The sequence below is a fragment of the Pseudomonas sp. S60 genome, from assembly GCF_016647865.1.
GTDB lineage: Bacteria > Pseudomonadota > Gammaproteobacteria > Pseudomonadales > Pseudomonadaceae > Aquipseudomonas > Aquipseudomonas parafulva.
This window is the reverse complement of the sequence record NZ_JACVVH010000076.1, coordinates 1-16,779: the sequence shown is the minus strand read 5'-3', so window position 1 is coordinate 16,779 and position 16,779 is coordinate 1. Positions and strand designations below refer to the sequence as shown.

16 protein-coding genes and 1 other RNA gene are annotated in these 16,779 nt (G+C 64.3%); 4 read left to right on the top strand and 13 right to left on the bottom strand.

Annotated elements, in window-relative coordinates:
- Positions 1 to 314: 314 nt before the first annotated feature.
- An RNA gene (ffs, locus tag IAE33_RS23515) (signal recognition particle sRNA small type) lies at positions 315 to 411 on the top strand.
- 63 nt (positions 412 to 474) lie between these two features.
- Here the strand turns inward: ffs and IAE33_RS23510 are convergent.
- Positions 475 to 1,206 (bottom strand): substrate-binding periplasmic protein, encoded by a 732-nt coding sequence (locus tag IAE33_RS23510; RefSeq protein ID WP_201165553.1) that lies wholly within the window; start codon positions 1,204 to 1,206, stop codon positions 475 to 477.
- A 124-nt stretch (positions 1,207 to 1,330) separates the two neighbouring features.
- On the opposite strand from IAE33_RS23510, the gene dnaX reads away from it, so the two are divergent.
- The 3 genes from dnaX to recR all read left to right on the top strand — a co-directional run bounded on the left by dnaX (position 1,331) and on the right by recR (position 4,572).
- A complete protein-coding gene (dnaX, locus tag IAE33_RS23505) occupies positions 1,331 to 3,403 on the top strand; it encodes a DNA polymerase III subunit gamma/tau (protein WP_201165552.1) in 2,073 nt (690 codons plus the stop codon).
- Between the two features lie 64 nt (positions 3,404 to 3,467).
- On the top strand, positions 3,468 to 3,803 hold the full coding sequence (locus IAE33_RS23500) for a YbaB/EbfC family nucleoid-associated protein (protein ID WP_023535908.1): 336 nt from the start codon (positions 3,468 to 3,470) through the stop codon (positions 3,801 to 3,803).
- A 166-nt stretch (positions 3,804 to 3,969) separates the two neighbouring features.
- Positions 3,970 to 4,572, top strand: coding sequence for a recombination mediator RecR (gene recR, locus IAE33_RS23495; RefSeq protein ID WP_028632159.1), 603 nt, complete (start codon positions 3,970 to 3,972; stop codon positions 4,570 to 4,572).
- A gap of 44 nt (positions 4,573 to 4,616) precedes the next feature.
- Here the strand turns inward: recR and IAE33_RS23490 are convergent, their stop codons facing one another.
- The 12 genes from IAE33_RS23490 to ccoN all read right to left on the bottom strand — a co-directional run bounded on the left by IAE33_RS23490 (position 4,617) and on the right by ccoN (position 16,480).
- Entirely contained in the window at positions 4,617 to 5,165 is a 549-nt protein-coding gene (locus IAE33_RS23490; protein WP_023535921.1) for an adenine phosphoribosyltransferase, read from the bottom strand.
- A gap of 55 nt (positions 5,166 to 5,220) precedes the next feature.
- Positions 5,221 to 5,955: a Crp/Fnr family transcriptional regulator FnrA gene (gene fnrA, locus IAE33_RS23485; protein WP_028632161.1), complete on the bottom strand. Its 735-nt coding sequence runs from the start codon at positions 5,953 to 5,955 to the stop codon at positions 5,221 to 5,223.
- Positions 5,956 to 6,141: 186 nt separating this feature from the next.
- Positions 6,142 to 7,524: an oxygen-independent coproporphyrinogen III oxidase gene (hemN, locus tag IAE33_RS23480; RefSeq protein WP_201165551.1), complete on the bottom strand. Its 1,383-nt coding sequence runs from the start codon at positions 7,522 to 7,524 to the stop codon at positions 6,142 to 6,144.
- A gap of 99 nt (positions 7,525 to 7,623) precedes the next feature.
- Entirely contained in the window at positions 7,624 to 8,307 is a 684-nt protein-coding gene (locus IAE33_RS23475) for a sulfite exporter TauE/SafE family protein (RefSeq protein ID WP_201165548.1), read from the bottom strand.
- Positions 8,300 to 8,527 carry a cbb3-type cytochrome oxidase assembly protein CcoS gene (gene ccoS / locus IAE33_RS23470; protein ID WP_201165546.1) on the bottom strand — a complete coding sequence of 76 codons (228 nt, stop codon included), beginning with the start codon at positions 8,525 to 8,527 and terminating at the stop codon, positions 8,300 to 8,302. The genes IAE33_RS23475 and ccoS overlap by 8 nt, the downstream gene beginning before the upstream one ends.
- Entirely contained in the window at positions 8,506 to 10,977 is a 2,472-nt protein-coding gene (locus IAE33_RS23465; RefSeq protein WP_201165545.1) for a heavy metal translocating P-type ATPase, read from the bottom strand. Before IAE33_RS23465 ends, ccoS begins: the two co-directional genes overlap by 22 nt.
- The gene (locus IAE33_RS23460) at positions 10,974 to 11,501 is read right to left on the bottom strand and encodes a FixH family protein (protein ID WP_060483570.1); all 528 of its coding nucleotides are present in this window, start codon (positions 11,499 to 11,501) and stop codon (positions 10,974 to 10,976) included. The genes IAE33_RS23465 and IAE33_RS23460 overlap by 4 nt, the downstream gene beginning before the upstream one ends.
- A 15-nt stretch (positions 11,502 to 11,516) precedes the next feature.
- Positions 11,517 to 12,932: a cytochrome c oxidase accessory protein CcoG gene (gene ccoG, locus IAE33_RS23455; RefSeq protein ID WP_201165543.1), complete on the bottom strand. Its 1,416-nt coding sequence runs from the start codon at positions 12,930 to 12,932 to the stop codon at positions 11,517 to 11,519.
- Between the two features lie 320 nt (positions 12,933 to 13,252).
- Positions 13,253 to 14,230: a cytochrome-c oxidase, cbb3-type subunit III gene (gene ccoP / locus IAE33_RS23450; protein WP_201165540.1), complete on the bottom strand. Its 978-nt coding sequence runs from the start codon at positions 14,228 to 14,230 to the stop codon at positions 13,253 to 13,255.
- Positions 14,227 to 14,424, bottom strand: a complete 198-nt coding sequence (locus IAE33_RS23445) for a CcoQ/FixQ family Cbb3-type cytochrome c oxidase assembly chaperone (RefSeq protein WP_028632169.1) — start codon at positions 14,422 to 14,424, stop codon at positions 14,227 to 14,229. The genes ccoP and IAE33_RS23445 overlap by 4 nt, the downstream gene beginning before the upstream one ends.
- A 5-nt stretch (positions 14,425 to 14,429) precedes the next feature.
- Positions 14,430 to 15,038 (bottom strand): cytochrome-c oxidase, cbb3-type subunit II, encoded by a 609-nt coding sequence (gene ccoO / locus IAE33_RS23440; RefSeq protein WP_028632170.1) that lies wholly within the window; start codon positions 15,036 to 15,038, stop codon positions 14,430 to 14,432.
- Positions 15,038 to 16,480 carry a cytochrome-c oxidase, cbb3-type subunit I gene (gene ccoN / locus IAE33_RS23435; protein WP_201165534.1) on the bottom strand — a complete coding sequence of 481 codons (1,443 nt, stop codon included), beginning with the start codon at positions 16,478 to 16,480 and terminating at the stop codon, positions 15,038 to 15,040. Before ccoN ends, ccoO begins: the two co-directional genes overlap by 1 nt.
- Positions 16,481 to 16,779: the final 299 nt, after the last annotated feature.

Genomic DNA, 16,779 nt, shown 5'->3' with positions numbered 1-16,779 from the left:
ATCGCGAGCTTTGCTCGCTCCTACGTTTGTTTCGGGCCAGTAACGCCTGTGGCAGGCGCGCGCGACCGCCTGGTTTGTACGACACGGTACCGCGACATGCACCAAGGCGTCCGCGCGCCAATGGCGCAGGCCTAATTGGCCCGAAACAAGCGTAGGAGCGAGCGCAGCTCGCGATCAGCCCCCCCAAAAAAACTCCCGCCCCCCAGTCAAGTCATTGAGAAACGATGACTTTTTCTACCTCAGAGGTTGTATCTGCGCCCAGTCCCGGTACAATGGCGCCACTCGCTGCTCAGCGAGACATGTAGTGGTGGCCCTGTCGGTCCCCCCGCATTGATTACCCGTTAACCTGGTCAGGCCCGGAAGGGAGCAGCCATAGCGGGAACATCGAGTGCCGGGGTGTGGCTGACGGGGCCGCCTCCATTTCTGCCCCTTGTAAATCTCAATCCGGTGGCGTTGGTTTGAAAAGACGGGCGGTTAGCCGCCGTAGCGTTCGACCAGCCGCTCGATTTCCCCTGAGGTCTTCATTCGTACCAGCGCCCGCAGGAATGCCTGTGCCGGGATGTCAGGGTCATTACGCACCATGCACCCCAGGTCCTGGTCATCCAGCACCGCCAGCGCCTGCAGTTGCTGCCCCGCAGGCGCCTGGCGGTTGAACCACTGCAAGGAAAGCTGGTTGCTCACCGCATAGCGGTAGCGACCGGCCTGCAGCTTCTGCAGGGCCAGCAACTGGTTACGGCTGTCTTCACGGTGCACGCGGTTCTGCGCCAGCAGCGGTTGCAAGGTGGCATAGGTGTAGCCCAGCACCGTGCCGATGGCCTGGGGCGGCAGCTGTTCCGGGAGGCCAGGGCCGGCTTCCCCGGCGCGGGCTACCAATAGATCGCGCTGGTGAATCAGCGGGATGCTCCAGATGAAATCCTTGGGCCGGTCGATCAGCCACTGGGTGCTGACATAACAGCGCACATCAATGTCGCCGCCGTTCATGGCCTCTTCCAGCCTCAGCCTGGCCATCACGTGGTATTCGGCGCGGGCACCCGCCGCCTTGGCGGCCGCCTGCATCAGGTCGTACAGAAGGCCTTCGACCGGCTGATCGCCTTCGATGCGCACCAGTGGCATGCTCCAGCTCTCCGCCACCGAAAAACGCAGCACCGGCTGATCCGCCAGGCATTGCGCCGTCCATAACAGCAACAGGGCCAGCAAGGTTCGCAAAGCAGTTCCTCCGTGAGCCGCACAGGTGTTAGCCAAGTCTAGACCAACCAGGCAGGGTGCAATTTTGCCCCCGCTCCGCTAGCATTAGCGATCTTCCGCTCGATCAGGCTACGATGGTTTTTCGATGAGTTATCAGGTTCTTGCACGTAAATGGCGTCCGCGCTCGTTTCGCGAAATGGTCGGCCAGGCCCATGTGCTCAAGGCCTTGATCAACGCGCTGGACAACCAGCGCCTGCACCATGCCTACCTGTTCACAGGTACCCGTGGTGTGGGCAAGACTACCATCGCACGCATCATAGCCAAGTGCCTGAACTGCGAAACCGGCATCACCTCCACCCCCTGCGGCACCTGCTCGGTGTGCCGCGAAATCGACGAAGGCCGCTTCGTCGACCTGATCGAGATCGACGCCGCCAGCCGCACCAAGGTGGAAGACACCCGCGAGCTGCTGGACAACGTGCAGTACGCCCCCAGCCGTGGTCGCTTCAAGGTCTACCTGATCGACGAAGTGCACATGCTGTCTACCCACTCCTTCAACGCCTTGCTCAAGACGCTGGAAGAGCCGCCGCCCTACGTCAAGTTCATCCTGGCCACCACCGACCCGCAGAAGCTGCCGGCTACCATCTTGTCCCGCTGCCTGCAGTTCTCGCTGAAGAACATGAGCCCGGAACGTGTGGTGGAACATCTCAGCCACGTGTTGCAGGCCGAGAACGTACCCTTCGAGCCCGATGCGCTGTGGCTGTTGGGCCGTGCGGCAGATGGCTCGATGCGCGATGCCATGAGCCTGACCGACCAGGCCATCGCCTTTGGCGAGGGCAAGGTGCTGGCCGCCGATGTGCGCGCCATGCTCGGCAGCCTGGACCATGGCCAGGTCTACGATGTGCTACAGGCGTTGCTCGAGGGCGACGCGCGGGCCTTGCTGGAGGCCATTCGCAACCTGGCCGAGCAGGGCCCGGACTGGGCAGGTGTGCTGGCCGAAATGCTCAACGTGCTGCACCGCGTGGCCATTGCCCAGGCGCTGCCAGAAGCCGTGGACAACGGCCAGGGTGATCGCGAGCGGGTGCTGGCCCTGGCTGCGGCACTGCCGGCCGAGGATGTGCAGTTTTATTACCAGATGGGCCTGATCGGCCGCCGCGACCTGCCTTTGGCGCCGGAGCCGCGCGGGGGGTTCGAGATGGTGCTGCTGCGCATGTTGGCATTCCGCCCGGCCGATACGGACGATGCGCCGAAGCCGCAGCTAAAGCCGGTGGGGATCAGCCAGGCCACAGCTGATTCCGCCAAGCCGGTGGCAGCCCACGCCCCCGTGGCGCAGCCGGCAGTGCAGGCCGTGCCGCATGAGCCGGTGGCGGCAGCCCCGGACGTGGAAGTGCCGCCCCCGGCCACCGCTGACCACGAGCCAGAGGCGCAACGCGACCCCGAGATAGAGGCCGAAATCGAAGCCATCTCGGTGCCCGAGCCCGTCGCCGAGGTGGTCGACCTGCCCTGGGAAGAGCCTGCGCTGCCTGTCGCCCAGGCCGCTGCCCCGGCGCCTGCGCCTGCGCCCGAGCCCGAGCCTATTGCGCCGCCGGTTGCACAGCCGCCTGTGGCTTCCCATGACGACGCCCCGCCGTTCGACCCCGGCGCCTATGCCGCCGTGGGCATGGACCGCGACGACGAACCGCCGCTGGACGAAGACTATTACGTGGGCGAGAGTGACCCCGTTGGCTTCAGCTACCTGGACGAGCTCGCCGAGCATGTGCAGGAGGAGCCCGCCCAGCCTGCTGCCGAGCCATTGCCTGCAGCCAGGCCTGCCACCGGCCTGGCCCTGCAATGGCTGGAATTATTCCCGCAGTTGCCCGTATCGGGCATGACAGGCAACATCGCAGCCAACTGCACGCTGATCGCGGCCGAGGGTGACGACTGGCTGCTGCACCTGGACCCTGGCCAGGGTGCGCTGTTCAACGCCACCCAGCAGCGGCGCCTGAACGAGGCGCTCAACCAGCACCTGGGTCGCACCCTCAACCTGCGCATCGAACTGGTCCTCCCCGAGCAGGAAACCCCTGCCCAGGCGGCTTCACGCAAACGCATCGAGCGCCAGCACGAAGCCGTGACCTCGATCGAGCAAGACCCGTTGATCCAGCAGATGATCAAGCTGTTCGGCGCCAAGGTGCGTCAGGATACTATTGAGCCTGTAGAGGCCCTGGCCAGTCAGGGCCAATAACCGATAACCATGCGGCCCGCTTCGTGGCGGGCTGCATTACATGACCCAATCGAGGTATCTCCCCATGATGAAAGGTGGCATGGCCGGCCTGATGAAGCAGGCCCAGCAGATGCAAGAAAAGATGCAGAAAATGCAGGAAGAGCTGGCCAACGCAGAAGTCACCGGCCAGTCCGGTGGCGGCCTGGTCAGCGTGGTGATGACTGGCCGGCATGACGTCAAGCGCGTCAGCATCGACCAGAGCCTGATGTCGACCGAGGAAGACGACAAGGAAGTGCTGGAAGACCTCATTGCCGCAGCCCTGAACGACGCTGTGCGCAAGATCGAGCAGAGCAGCCAGGAAAAAATGGGCGGCATGACCGCTGGCATGCAACTGCCGCCGGGCTTCAAGATGCCGTTCTAAGGCATTTACAGGCTCACGAGCCGCCGCTGAAACCAGCGGCGGTTTTTTTTGCGCTGTTACTGGCGTACTGCGGTCGAAATAGCCAGGCGCAGGAACAATGGCGGATTTGACGCCACTGCCCACGCTGGGTATAAACCGCCTCTTATTGATTTGTCAGGCCTTTCCCATGAGCTTCAGCCCTCTCATCCGCCAACTGATCGATGGCCTGCGCATCCTGCCCGGCGTTGGCCAGAAAACCGCCCAACGCATGGCCCTGCAGCTGCTTGAGCGCGACCGCAGCGGCGGCATGCGCTTGGCCCAGGCGCTGACCCAGGCCATGGAAGGGGTAGGGCATTGCCGTCAGTGCCGTACCCTCACAGAGCAGGACCTGTGCCCGCAGTGCGCCGACCCACGGCGTGACGATACCCAGCTGTGCGTGGTAGAGGGCCCCACCGATGTCTATGCCGTTGAGCAGGCCGGTTACCGTGGCCGCTACTTCGTGCTCAAGGGGCATCTGTCCCCGCTGGACGGCCTGGGGCCCGAGGCCATCGGTATTCCCCAGCTGATGGCGCGCATCGAGGAGCAGGGCACCTTCAGCGAGGTGATCCTGGCAACCAACCCAACGGTGGAAGGTGAGGCAACAGCCCATTACATCGCGCAGTTGCTGGCCGAGAAAGGCCTGGTGGCATCGCGCATTGCCCACGGGGTGCCGCTGGGCGGTGAGCTGGAAATGGTCGATGGCGGCACCCTGGCCCACGCGTTTGCGGGCCGTCGGCCGATCTCGCTGTAACCGGGCGCGCTGCAAGCCGACCCTGCAGCACGCCGCTTGGCCGCTCAGCGCTCGCTGAGGGAAAACTCGGTAAGGCAGAAGGTGGGCACGCCTGCCGCCTGCAAACGGCGCGAGCCGTCCAGTTCGGGGAGGTCGATGATGGCTGCGGCCTCGAACACTTGCGCACCGGTGCGGCGCACCAGATTGGCAGCTGCCAGCAGTGTGCCGCCCGTTGCGATCAGGTCATCGAAGATCAACACCGAATCCCCCTCGCACAGGCTGTCGGCGTGCACTTCAAGGAACGCTTCGCCGTATTCGGTCTGATAGCCTTCGCTGAGCACGTCGGCGGGCAGCTTGCCCTGCTTGCGGAACAGGATCAGTGGCTTGTTCAGCTGGTGGGCGATGATCGAACCGATCAGGAAGCCGCGCGCGTCCATGGCGCCGATGTGGCTGAACTCGGCCTCGACGTAGCGTTCGATAAACTGGTCGGCTACATAGCGCAGCCCGCGCGGCGACTGGAACAGCGGGGTGATATCGCGGAAGATCACACCCGGTTTGGGGAAGTCCACTACCGGACGGATCAGGGCTTTGAGGTCGAAAGCGTCGCTGTGCATTGTTGCAGGTATCCTGGGAAAACGAATGGCCAAGTATACCTGCTAAAAGCGGGCCTCAGGCCTCGATTGCACCACCGGCCAGCGCGCACAGCTGGATCGGGTCCAGAATGTGCACTTCCTTGCCTTCGGCATGCAGCAGACCGTTCTGCTGGAAGCGGGTGAACACCCGTGACACGGTTTCCACCGCCAGGCCCAGGTAGTTGCCGATTTCGTTGCGCGACATGCTCAGGCGGAACTGGTTGGCCGAATACCCACGGGCGCGGAAGCGCGCCGACAGGTTGACCAGGAAGGTGGCGATGCGCTCGTCGGCGGTTTTCTTCGACAGCAGCAGCATCATCTGCTGGTCGTCGCGGATTTCACGGCTCATCACCCGCATCAGCTGGCGGCGCAACTGCGGCAGTTGCACCGACAGCTCGTCCAGGCGCTCGAAGGGGATTTCGCACACCGACGTGGTTTCCTGGGCCTGGGCCGACACCGGGTAGGCCTCGGTGTCCATGCCCGACAGCCCCACCAGTTCGCTGGGCAGGTGGAAGCCGGTGATCTGCTCTTCGCCGCTGTCGCTGAGGCTGAAGGTTTTCAGGGCGCCGGAGCGAACTGCGTAGACCGAGCCGAAATTGTCACCCTGGCGGAAAAGAAACTCGCCTTTTTTCAGCGGGCGACCCCGCTTGACGATTTCATCCAATGCATCCATGTCTTCCAGGTTAAGCGAAAGAGGCAGGCACAGTGGGGCCAGGCTGCAATCCTTGCAATGGGCCTGGTTGTGTGGGCGCAGTTTGACTGGCTCGGACATTTTGACTCGATCCTTGTGGGAAAGCACACATAAGCCGTAAGGGTAACCCACGAAGGAGGGTGTAGGCCAGCGTGCTCGACTATGGTACGACCCGGCGAAACCCCCGGCAGGCAACTGCCGGAGTTCCTGTGCGCTTATGGTCCGCCTGGCTGGGGCGGTTGTCCATGCGGCTGAACGCCTCGGCCGTCAGATCACCCGCGAAAAGCGCTGGCGGTTCTGCATGGCCAGGTAGGCGTCGAACACCATGCACACCGAGCGCGCCAGCAGGCGGCCGGCTGGCAGGATCCGAATGCCCTTTTCGTCCAGGCGGATCAGGCCGTCGCGCTGCAAGGTCAGCAGCTCAGGCCAAAGGTCGTTGAAGTATCCCCGAAAATCGATGGTGAAGGCTTTTTCGATAGGCTCGAAATCCAGTTCGAAGTGGCAGATCAGTTGCTGGATCACGGCCCGGCGAATACGGTCGTCGGTGTTGCACAGCAGGCCGCGCTGGGTGGCAAGCTGGGCGTTGGACAGGCTGTCCTGGTAGGTGTTGAGGTCGCTGCTGTTCTGGCAGTACAGGTCGCCGATCTGGCTGATGGCCGAAACGCCCAGGCCGATCAGGTCGCAGTGCCCGTGGGTGGTATAGCCCTGGAAGTTGCGCTGCAGGGTGCCTTCTTCCTGGGCGATGGCCAGTTCGTCGTCTGGCAGGGCAAAGTGGTCCATGCCGATGTAGCGATACCCTGCGGCGGTCAGCTGATCGATGGTGGCATGCAGCATCTCCAGCTTGGCGGCTGCGCTGGGCAGCTCGCCGGCCTCGATGCGCCGTTGCGGCATGAAGCGCTCGGGCAGGTGGGCATAGTTGAACACCGACAGCCGGTCGGGCTGCAGGCGGATCACTTCTTCGACGGTGCGGGCGAAACCTTCCGGGGTTTGCCGTGGCAGGCCGTAGATCAGGTCAAGGTTGATCGAGCGGAACTGCAGGGTGCGGGCAGCTTCGATCAGCGTGCGCGTCTGCTCCAGGCTTTGCAGGCGGTTGACCGCACGCTGTACGGCGGGGTCCAGGTCCTGCACACCCAGGCTGACGCGGTTGAAGCCCAGCTCGCGCAGCAGTCCCATGGTCGACCAGTCCGCTTCGCGGGGGTCAATTTCGATGCCGTAATCGCCGGAATCGTCGTCCAGCAGGTTGAAGTGCTGGCGCAGCGTCGCCATCAGCTGGCGCAGCTCCACGTGGCTGAGGAAGGTGGGCGTACCGCCGCCAAAATGCAGCTGTTCAACACGCTGTTTGCCATCCAGGTGGCAGGCCACCAGCTGGATTTCCTGCTCCAGGCGCTGCAGGTAGGGCGCGGCACGGGCGCGGTCCTTGGTGATGACCTTGTTGCAGGCGCAGTAGTAGCAGATGTTGGCGCAGAACGGCACGTGCACGTACAACGACAGGGGGCGTACGGCCCGACGGCTCTCGCGCAGGGCGTGCAGCAGGTCGAACGAGCCCACCTCGCTGTGCAGTTGCACGGCGGTCGGGTAGGAGGTGTAGCGTGGCCCGGCCAGATCGTAGCGGCGGATCAGGTCGGTGTCCCAACGTAGGTCGTCGAGCATGAGGGCGGTCCCCGGAAAGAGCAGCAATGCTCCGGAGTCTAGGGGCGTCTGTAGGAATCTGTGTTGATTTGTATCAACCGCCCGCGACACGTGGCCGTTTCAGTGCCCCATAAGCCAGTGCTGGTGCGGGCCGGGCAGGGTCCAGATGCCGAACAGCATCACCAGCAGCCCGCCTGCCACGCGCACGCTGCGCCGTCTCAACAAAGCGTTTACCCGTTCTGCCGCCAGCCCGGTGGCCAGCAGCACCGGCCAGGTACCCAGGCCGAAGGCCAGCATCAGGGCCGCGCTGTAGCCTGCATTACCCTGGCTGGCCGCCCACAGCAGGGTGCTGTAGACCAGCCCGCAGGGCAGCCACCCCCACAAGGCCCCCAGCAGCATGGCACGGGGTACGCTGGACACCGGCAGCAGGCGCGTCGCCAGCGGCTGAATGTGCCGCCACAGCCCGCGCCCCAAGGCCTCCACCCGCGTCAGCCCGCTCCACCAGCCGGCCAGGTACAGGCCCATGGCAATCAGCAGTAGCGCCGCCGCCGTGCGCAGCACCACCGCTGCCGGGCCGCTGGCCACGGCCCAGCCGGCCAGGCCCAGCAGCAGCCCGGCGCAGGCATAGCTGCACACGCGGCCGAGGTTGTACGCCAGCAGCAGGCGCAGGCGCCTGCTGCGTTGCTCGGGGGGGATGGCCAGGGTCAGTGCGCCCATCAGCCCGCCGCACATGCCCAGGCAGTGGCCACCGCCCAGCAGGCCCAGCACCAGGGCAGAACCCAGCAGGGGGAGCAGGTCATGCACGGGGTGGTTGTTCCTCGGGTTGTTCGTGTGAGGGGGGCAGGTCGGTCGGCGGCGCCTTCACCGCTGCTTGGTGGCGCGGGTCCTGGTCGTCGAACAGAATGCTGTGGGCGGGGCTTTCCAGGTCGTCGTACTGCCCGCTGTCCACTGCCCAGAAGAAGATGTACACGGCCACGCCGACCAGCAGCAACGCCGCAGGGATCATGATATAGAGGGCGGGCATGGCAATTTCCTCACCTGGTAGGTTGCAGGGGTGCCCGGTGATGCCAGGGCGGGCTGGCGGGTCAGGCGCAGGGCGTTGAGCACCACCACCAGCGAGCTGACCGACATGCCGATGGCTGCCCATACGGGGGTGACCCAGCCAACCGCCGCGAAGGGCAACATCAGGCCATTGTACAGGCTTGCCCACAGCAGGTTCTGGAGGATATTGCGCCGCGTACGCCGGGCCAGTTCGAAGGCCTGTACCAGCGCCTGCAAGCGGTTGGACAACAGCACGGCGTCGGCGCTGGTCTTGGCAAGGTCGGTGGCGCTGCCCATGGCGATGCTGATGTCGGCGGCAGCCAGTACCGGCACGTCATTCACCCCGTCACCCAGCATCAGCACCTTGCGCCCAGCCTGTTGCAAGGCCTTCAGCCGCTCCAGCTTGTCGTCCGGGCACAGGCCGCCCACGGCTTCGTCGATACCCAGTTGCGCGGCCACTTCGGTGACCATCGGCGAGCTGTCGCCCGACAGCAGCAGCGTGCGCCAGCCACGGGCACGGCAGGCGGCAAGCAGGGCAGGGGCGTCGTCCCGCAGGCGGTCGTCCAGGCCGAACCAGGCCAGCGGCCCCTGGCGCCCGCCCAGCAACAGCCACTGGCCCCGGGGCTCGGGAATGGCAGGTGCCGGTGTGCCACTCAAGGCGCACACGAACGCCGCCTGGCCGATGCGCAGGCGTTGGCCGTCGACCTGCCCCTCAAGGCCCAGGCCGGGTACCGTCTGAACAGCCTCGGCAGCCCTGGCAGCGCGGCCAAACGCCCTGGCAATGGGGTGCTCGGAGCGGTTTTCCAGGGCGGCTGCCAGGCTCAGGCACTCATCGGCCCCCAGGCTGCCCAGCGGGCGAATGCTGCGCAATGTCAGGCGGCCTTCGGTCAGTGTGCCGGTCTTGTCGAAAATCACCGTATCGATCTGGTTCAGGCCTTCCAGCACATGGCCCCGGGTCACCAGCAAACCCAGCTTGTGCAAGGTGCCGGTGGCGGCTGTCAGCGCGGTGGGGGTGGCCAGCGACAGTGCGCATGGGCAGGTGGCCACCAGCATCGCCAGCACGATCCAGAACGCGCGGTCAGGGGCTTGCTGCCACCACCACAGGCCGATGGCGACGGCGGCCAGCAGCGAAAACAACAGAAACAGTTGCGAAGCGCGGTCGGCGATTTCCGCCAGACGCGGCTTTTCGGTTTGTGCCCGCTCCAGCAGGCGCACAATGGCCGACAGGCGCGAGTCATGGCCCACGGCCTCGACCGCCACATGCAGGGTGCTTTCGACGTTCAGCGTGCCGCCCGTCACATGCTCCCCAGCGCGGCGCGGCTGCGGCAGGTATTCGCCCGTCAGCAGTGACTCATCCACACTCGAGCGGCCCTCGACGATGCACCCGTCGGCCGGGATCACGGCCCCGGGCAGCACCTGCACGGTATCGCCGCAGCGCAGTTCGCTGAGCAGAATGCGCTCGCTGCGGCCCAGTGCATCCAGGCGCAGGCACGAGGCCGGCAGCAGGTTGACCAGTTGCGCCGTGGCCGCAGCCGTGCGCTCGCGGGCTCGGCGTTCCAGGTAGCGGCCGGTCAGCAGGAACAGCGCGAACATGCCCACCGTGTCGAAGTACAGCTCCCCGCTGCCGGTGATAGCGGTCCAGATGCCGGCACCGAAGGCCAGGGCGATGGCCAGTGATACCGACAGGTCCATGGTCAGGTGGCGCGTGCGCAGGTCGCGGGCAGCCCCCTTGAAAAACGGCGCGCAGCTGTAGAACACGATCGGGATGGTCAGGAACAACGCCACCCAGCGCAGGATGGTGTGCATCTCGGGCGACAGGTCGATGTTGAACTCGGGCCAGGTGGCCATGGTTGCCATCATCGCCTGGAACCACAGCAGCCCGGCCACGCCCAGGCGGCGCAAGGCGCTGCGGTTTTCCCGGGCCAACTGCTCGGCGGCCTGGTCCGGCTGGTAGGGGTGGGCGGCATAACCGATCTGGCGCAACTGTGCCAGCACCGCGGAGAGCGGCAACTGCTGGTCGTCCCAGCTCAGCAGCAGGCGGTGGTTGGACAGGTTCAGGCGCGCCTCGGCCACGCCGGGCAGGTTGCGCAGGTGCTTGTCGATCAGCCAGCCACACGCCGCGCAACTTACCCCTTCTACCAGCAGCGTGGTTTCGGCCAGTTGGCCTTCGTGGCGCACGAAAGCCTGCTGCACATCGCTGCGGTCGTACAGCGCCAGCTCATCCTGCAACTGCCGGGGCAGGGCGTCGGGGTTGGCGCTGGTTTCACTGCGGTGCTGGTAATAGTGCTCAAGCCCCCCTGCCACGATCGACTCGGCCACCGCCTGGCACCCTGGGCAACAGAATGGCCGGGGCTCACCCAGCACGACGGCGCTGAACTGGCTGCCCGCAGGAACGGGCAAGGCACAGTGAAAGCAGGGGGTGGGTTGGGTCATTGCTGGCGCTCGGCACCTTGCAGGGCTTCGTCACCCAATTGCAGGTCCACCCCGTGCTCGACCTTTTCTTCCTCGAACAGGCGCCATACCTGGCCGCCTTCGTTGCCCAGCAACTCGACGAAGCGGCGGCCGTCCACCTTGTCATCCAGTTGCCCCACGTACCGGCCCGCTTCGGCCTGGCTCAGCAGCACCTTGCGGTCTTTCTGCGGCTGGGTCGGCGAAATCAGGTTCAGCTCCAGGGTTTGCGGGTGGCTGCTGCCGGTCAGGCGCAGGTCCACCTCGCCGGTCAGCTCATCCAGGTGCACGCTGGCTTTGAGGCCCAGTTGCTGGGCCAGCAGTTCCCGGTCCAGGGAGCGGTTGATGCCCTTGCCAGCCTCGTAGTAGTTGTCGTTCACCAGGTTGTCCGGGTTGCGGACGGCGATGCTGACCATGGTCAGGCTCAGGCAGACCGAAGTGGTCAGGATGCCGATGATGATCCAGGGCCAAAGGTGCTTGTACCAGGGGCTGGCGGCGGTGGCAGGCATTGTCGTACGTCTCTCCTAGCGGATCTGGGGGCCGATGAAACGGCTCTTGGCTTCAACCTGTGCGTCGCTGTCATCGGCGCTCTTGAGGATGAAGGTGACTTCGTTGGTGGTCGAGGGCAGCTTCTCGGGTGCCACCGACAACTGCACGGGCAGGCTGACGATATCGCCGGCAGCTACGTGAATCTCGCGTTGGCCGTCCAGTTTCAGGTCCGGCAAGCCGGCGGCGTCCAGTACGTAAACATGGTCGCGCTGGTCCTTGTTCATCACCTTGAGGCTGTACACGTTCTCGATCCGCCCCTGGGCGTTCTCGCGGTACAGCACGCGGTCCTTGCTCACGTCCAGGCCCACCAGTGGCCGGATGGCGAAGGCCGTGGCCAAGGCGCCGATCATCACCAGCAGCACGACGGCGTAGCCAATCAGCCGTGGGCGCAGCATGTGGGTTTTCTGGCCGGACAGGTTGTGCTCGGTGGTGTAGCTGATCAAGCCTCTGGGGTAGTGCATCTTGTCCATGATGCTGTCACAGGCATCGATGCACGCCGCGCAGCCGATGCACTCGATCTGCAGGCCGTCACGGATGTCGATACCGGTGGGGCACACCTGCACGCACATGGTGCAGTCGATGCAGTCGCCCAGGCCCTTGGCCTTGTAGTCCACGTCTTTCTTGCGCGGGCCACGGGTTTCGCCACGGCGCGGGTCGTAGGACACGATCAGGGTGTCCTTGTCGAACATCACGCTCTGGAAGCGCGCATAGGGGCACATGTATACGCACACCTGCTCGCGCAGCCAGCCCGCATTGCCGTAGGTGGCGAGGGTGAAGAAGCCGACCCAGAAGTACGACCAGCCATCAGCCTGGCCGGTGAAAAATTCGATCACCAGTTCGCGTATCGGCGCGAAGTAGCCGACGAAGGTCATGCCGGTGACGAAGCCGATCAGCAGCCACAGGCTGTGCTTGGCCAGCTTGCGCACGAACTTGTTGCCGCTCATGGGCGCCTTGTCCAGCTTCATGCGCTGGTTGCGGTCGCCCTCGGTGACCTTTTCGCACCACATGAAGATCCACGTCCACACGCTTTGCGGGCAGGTGTAGCCGCACCAGACGCGCCCGGCGTACACGGTGATGAAGAACAGGCCGAAGGCGGCAACGATCAGAATGCCCGACAGCAGGATGAAGTCCTGGGGCCAGATGGTGGCGCCAAAGATGTAGAACTTGCGCTCCGGCAGGTCCCACCACACTGCCTGGTGGCCGCCCCAGTTCAGCCATACAGTGCCGAAATACAGCAGAAACAGCGCCGCGCCGCCTATCATGCGCAGGCGCCGGAACAGGCCGGTGAAGGCGCGGGTGTAGATTTTTTCGCGCGAGGCGTAGAGGTCGACGGAGTCCTTCCCTTTGCTGGCAGGCGGGGTTACGTCATGTACCGGAATGTGCTTGCTCATCATCATGTCCCACGGCAGTGGAGAAACGCTGCGGCCAGTGCATGCCGGCTGCAGTCTCGCGCAATCTGCTAGCGCTCTGCGGGCCATGATACGCCGGTGATGGCACGCAGTGGTCGCGTTGCGACCTTATGCCGCATTGGGTTAACGCCATGAATCGTGATATGGCGAGTGTCAATTGATCCAGGTCATCAGGCGGCGAGAAATGCGTGGCTGTCCTGGCCTCTTCGCGGCTCAAGCCGCTCTCACAGAGGCCCGCACCCACTGCAAAAAAGGGTGGGGGCTGTGTGTGGCGGGTTGACCCGCGACGGGGCCAGGCCTGCTTACTCAGCCTCGGCCGGCGCATCCTGATGCGACAGGCTGTATACGTAGGCGGCCAGCAAATGCACCCTGTCATTGCCCTGCAACTGCTCCTGCGCCGGCATCTGCCCTTGGCGGCCATAGCGGATGGTCTGCTGCAACTGGGCAAAGCTCGAGCCGTAGATGAACGCCTGCGGGTGCGTCAGGTTTGGCGCACCCATGGCCGGCGTACCCTTGCCCTCGGGCCCGTGGCAGGCCACGCAATTGGTCGCGAAGATCTTCTGGCCGTTTTCCACATCGGCCTTGACGCCTTCGGGCAGCGTGCGCCCATCGAGCTTGCTGACCACGAACGCGGCCACGTCGGCCACGCCCTGTTCGCCGATCACCTCGGCCCAGGCCGGCATCACGCCATGACGGCCACCCATGATGGTCGCCTTGATGGTGTCCGGCTCACCGCCCCAGCGCCAGTCGTTGTCGGTCAGGTTGGGGAAGCCATAGGCGCCCTTGGCGTCCGAGCCGTGGCACACCGAGCAGTTGGAGGCAAACAACCTGGCCCCCATTTTCAGGGCCTGCGGGTCTTTGGCCACGTCCGCAATGGGCATGGCGGCGAACTTGGCGAAAATCGGGCCGAAGCGGGCGTCGGCCTTGGCCATTTCCTTTTCCCATTCATGGGCGCCCGTCCAGCCGGCCTCGCCGTTGGCGAACTCGGTCTGCTTGTCGTTATCCAGGTAGCTGTACCCCGGCAGCATGCCTTTCCAGTTGCCCAGGCCCGGGTACAGCACCAGGTAGCCCAGGGCAAAGACGATGGTGCCGACGAACAGCCAGAACCACCATTTGGGCAGGGGGTTGTCGTACTCCTCGATGCCGTCGAAGGCATGGCCGACGGTTTCGTTGGTGACTTCGTCGCGCTGGCCTTTGCGGGTGGACAGCAGCAACCAGGTCAGCGCGAAGATGGTACCCAGGGTCAGGACCGTGATGTACACACTCCAGAAGGTTGTCATTGTTGTTTTCTCCCAGACGCGTTTGCTTGCGCTTTCTCGACGTGGCGGCGGGCCTCGGGGTCATCTGCGAATGGCAGCTGGGTCGCTTCGTCGAAATCCTTCTTGCGGCGTGGGCTGAACACCCATAACGCCAGCCCGACAAAGGCCACCAGCACCACCACAGTGCCCAGGCCGCGAATCATCCCGATATCCATCAGCGTCACCGTTTGCTCTTGATGAGGGTGCCAAGGCCTTGCAGGTAGGCCACCAGGGCGTCCATCTCGGTTTTACCCTTGACCGCGTCGCGGGCGCCGGCGATATCAGCGTCGGTGTACGGCGTGCCCAGGGTGCGCAGTACCTCCATCTTCTTCGCCGTATCACGGCCGTCGAGTGTGTTCTCCACCAGCCACGGGTAGGCCGGCATCTTCGATTCCGGCACCACGTTGCGCGGGTTGTACAGGTGCGCCCGGTGCCAGTCGTCCGAGTAGCGGCCGCCGACGCGGGCCAGGTCCGGCCCGGTACGCTTGGAGCCCCACAGGAACGGGTGGTCCCACACGCTCTCGCCGGCCACCGAGTAATGGCCATAGCGCTCGGTTTCGGCGCGGAACGGGCGGATCATCTGCGAATGGCAACCCACGCAGCCTTCGCGGATGTAGATATCGCGCCCTTCCAGTTCCAGCGCGGTGCGCGGCTTCATGCCCTCCACTGGCTTGTTGGTGACGTCCTGGAAGAACAACGGGACGATCTGGGTAAGGCCACCGATGCTCACGGCGATGACCATGAAGAACGCCAGCAGGCCTATGTTCTTCTCAACGGCTTCGTGCTTCATCAGTGCGCTCCCACGATGACGATTTGGGCGGCTGCCTCGGCTTGTACCGGGTTGGCGGCCCGTACCGTACGCCAGACGTTGTAGGCCATCAGCAGCATGCCGCTGGCGAAGAACGCGCCGCCCAGCGCCCGCACGATGTAGCCGGGGTGGCTGGCTTGCAGGGCTTCGACGAACGAGTAGGTCAGGGTGCCGTCATCGTTGATCGCACGCCACATCAGGCCCTGGGTGATGCCGTTGACCCACATCGAGGCGATGTACAGCACGGTGCCGATGGTGGCCAGCCAGAAGTGCGCGTTGATCAGCCCGACGCTGTGCATCTGCTCGCGGCCATACAGGCGCGGGATCATGTGGTACACGGCGCCGATGGAAATCATCGCGACCCAGCCGAGGGCACCGGCGTGCACGTGGCCGATGGTCCAGTCGGTGTAGTGGGACAGCGCATTCACCGTCTTGATGGCCATCATCGGCCCTTCGAAGGTGGACATGCCGTAGAACGCCAGCGAGACCACCAGAAAGCGCAGGATCGGGTCGGTGCGCAGTTTGTGCCAGGCACCCGACAGGGTCATCATGCCGTTGATCATGCCGCCCCAGCTCGGTGCCAGCAGGATGATCGACATCACCATGCCCAGCGACTGGGCCCAGTCGGGCAGGGCGGTGTAGTGCAGGTGGTGTGGGCCGGCCCAGATGTACAGGGTAATCAGCGCCCAGAAGTGCACGATGGACAGCCGGTACGAATAGATGGGCCGCTCAGCCTGCTTGGGCACGAAGTAATACATCATGCCCAGGAAGCCCGTGGTGAGGAAGAAGCCCACCGCGTTGTGCCCGTACCACCACTGGATCATGGCATCGGTTGCACCGGCGTAGGCCGAATACGACTTGAACAGGCTTACCGGCAGGGAAATGTGGTTGACGATGTGCAGCATGGCCGTGACCACGATGAATGCGCCGTAGAACCAGTTGCCCACATAGATGTGCCGGGTTTTGCGCTTGACAATGGTGCCGAAGAACACCACGGCGTAGGTCACCCAGACGATCGCCAGCAAAATCGCCAGCGGCCATTCCAGCTCGGCGTATTCCTTGGTGGTGGTGTAGCCCATCGGCAGGGTGATCAGCGCACCGGCAATCACGGCTTGCCAGCCCCAGAAGGTAAAGGCAGCCAGGCTGTCGGAAATCAGCCGCGTCTGGCAGGTGCGCTGCACCACGTAGTAGCTGGTGCCGAACAGCGCACAACCGCCGAAGGCGAAGATCACCAGGTTGGTGTGCAGGGGGCGCAGCCGGCCGAAGCTGGTCCAGGGCAGGTCCAGGTTCAGTTGCGGCCAGACCAGTTGCGAGGCGATGAAGACGCCGAGGCCCATGCCAAGTATCCCCCACACCACCGTCATGATGGCGAACTGGCGGACGACCTTGTAGTTATAAGCAGTCGGACTGGTTGCAGTGCTCATTCTAAGGTTCCACGGTTTTATGTTCTTGTTGGTCGAAAATCGGCGCCAGTATTGATAACCACCCGGGATATCGCAACGCAACTTTGGTACGCCGACCCGTGTCCAGCCCTGTTCGAAGGTGGCACGCAAGGAACAGGTTGCTGAAGATTGTACACAAACAAATATTTGTTATGTGTACCGTTTTTCGTTTTTTTCTGATCGAACGGTCAACCTTTTGCGTGCGCCAGCGCCAGGCCGTGCGCGCTGTGTGCAAGGTGGCAACAAGTTTAGTTGGGACGGTGGGGGGTGCAAGGAGGGGG